Annotated in this window: 2 protein-coding genes; both read right to left on the minus strand. The window is 70.1% G+C overall.

Annotated features, from left to right (window positions below; translation table 11 throughout):
* Positions 1-111 precede the first annotated feature (111 nt).
* Positions 112-1,017 carry a DUF4231 domain-containing protein gene (locus NBG84_RS40000; RefSeq protein WP_250924660.1) on the minus strand — a complete coding sequence of 302 codons (906 nt, stop codon included), beginning with the start codon at positions 1,015-1,017 and terminating at the stop codon, positions 112-114.
* A 4-nt stretch (positions 1,018-1,021) separates the two neighbouring features.
* A complete protein-coding gene (locus NBG84_RS40005) occupies positions 1,022-1,261 on the minus strand; it encodes a hypothetical protein (RefSeq protein ID WP_250924661.1) in 240 nt (79 codons plus the stop codon).
* Between the last annotated feature and the right edge of the window lie 295 nt (positions 1,262-1,556).

Raw genomic sequence — 1,556 nt, forward strand, 5'->3', positions numbered from 1 at the left:
GGATGATCCCCCACACGGCGGGACGGTGCCCCCTCGCGTCCTGTCGGCCCCGCTGGCCCCCGTGCGGTCCGAGCGCCGAGGAGGCCGGCTGCCGCGGGGCTGAGGCTCGGGTCAGGCGGCGGGCGGCTGCCCCGTGGGCGTGGCCTGGTCGGCGGGTTGGTCCAGCTGCTGCTGGCGGCGGCGCTGCTCGTTGCGGTGCTCTTCGACGCGCTGGGTGAACTTCTTCAGCGCCTCGCCCTCCTGGCCGGGCCCGTACTCGTTGTAGGGGCCGATGCCGAGCCGGACGGCGTTGGCCTCTTCCTCGATGGCGTCGGCGGTCTGCTGAAGGAAGTAGCTGCGCTCGCGGAACTTGTAGTAGCCGGTGAACATCGCGGCCACTGTGATGGCGAAGCTGATGACGGTGAGGGTGACGCTCTGCCAGGTCAGCTGTCTGCCGGTGTCCAGGGCCGCGATCGTGGTCGTGGAGGCGGAGCCGACCATGATGAGGATCTGCAGGCTGTTGTGGATCGCCCGGTACTTGCGGCTTTCGGCCTGGTACTGCTCGATCGCGGTGGTGACTTCCTCGCGGTAGAGCTTGCGCCGGTCGTCCAGGGCCGGGCTGCTCTTGGCCTTCTGCTGCCACAGCGACTCCTGCGCGGAGGCGAGCTGCGCCTCCAGACGCTGGAGGGTGGGCAGGTCCCGCCCGGCGAAGTGGACGCCGACCAGCGCCAGCAGGGACATCAGGAGCAGGCTTCCGCAGATCAGGCCGCCCAGGACGAACCGCGCCAGGTCGCCCGTGGTGAGGGCCGCGATGCCTGTGCCGATGACGGCGGTGAGTAAGGACAGCCAGCTGACGGCCGCCCCGGCGCGCCAGATGCGGTCCAGCCGCCGACGCCGGGCGAGCTTCTCCTGGGCGTCGATGACGAGGTTGGTGGTCACCACATGGATCCGTTCGTCGGCGTCCCGCCGGCGGGCGAGGAACAGTTCGTTCGCGTCCTGGATGCGACGGGGCGCGTCGTCGTCGAAGTCGCGGGCCACGGGCTCAGCGGGCGAACGCTTCGGTCAGGCTGACGCGGTAGCCGTCCTCTTCCATCAGCACGACGGTGACGCCGAACTGATCGGGGTGGTCCAGCTCGATGGGAGTGAAGGAGAAGTTCACCGCGGCCTGGATCGGCGGCACCAGCTCGCCGCGCACCAGCGGCATCATCAGAAGGCGCGGCACGGCCCCCTTGCTCGAGCCGGTGTACGTCTCCTTCACGACGCTGACCAGACCGTTCCACATTCGTGCTTCCACGGGAGCCCCCTGCCGTCTACTGATCCGATCACCGCACCCTGCCACGGGGGCTGAGGCCGTGTCAGCGGGATGATCAGCCAGCGTGCGGCAGGTAGGAGCCGGATTCAGACGGTGGCCGCCACGCTCGCGTCCCGACCGACCAACCGCCCCGCGCTGCACAGACAGGTGGCGCGGCGGCACTGGACCACGAGAAGCTGCCCGGCCTGCAAGGCCGACCCGGGACAGGAGTGCTATGACGATCTCCCCGGCGGGATCAGGCAGCGGCGGTTCGGCGGCCACGACG

This window comes from Streptomyces albipurpureus (assembly GCF_023701525.1).
GTDB classification, from domain to species: Bacteria; Actinomycetota; Actinomycetes; order Streptomycetales; family Streptomycetaceae; genus Streptomyces; species Streptomyces albipurpureus.

What these genes read in the sequence shown, in the direction of transcription:
- NBG84_RS40005 (WP_250924661.1), bottom strand. Translation starts at nt 1,261, where the DNA reads ATGTGGAACGGTCTGGTCAGCGTCGTGAAGGAGACGTACACCGGCTCG.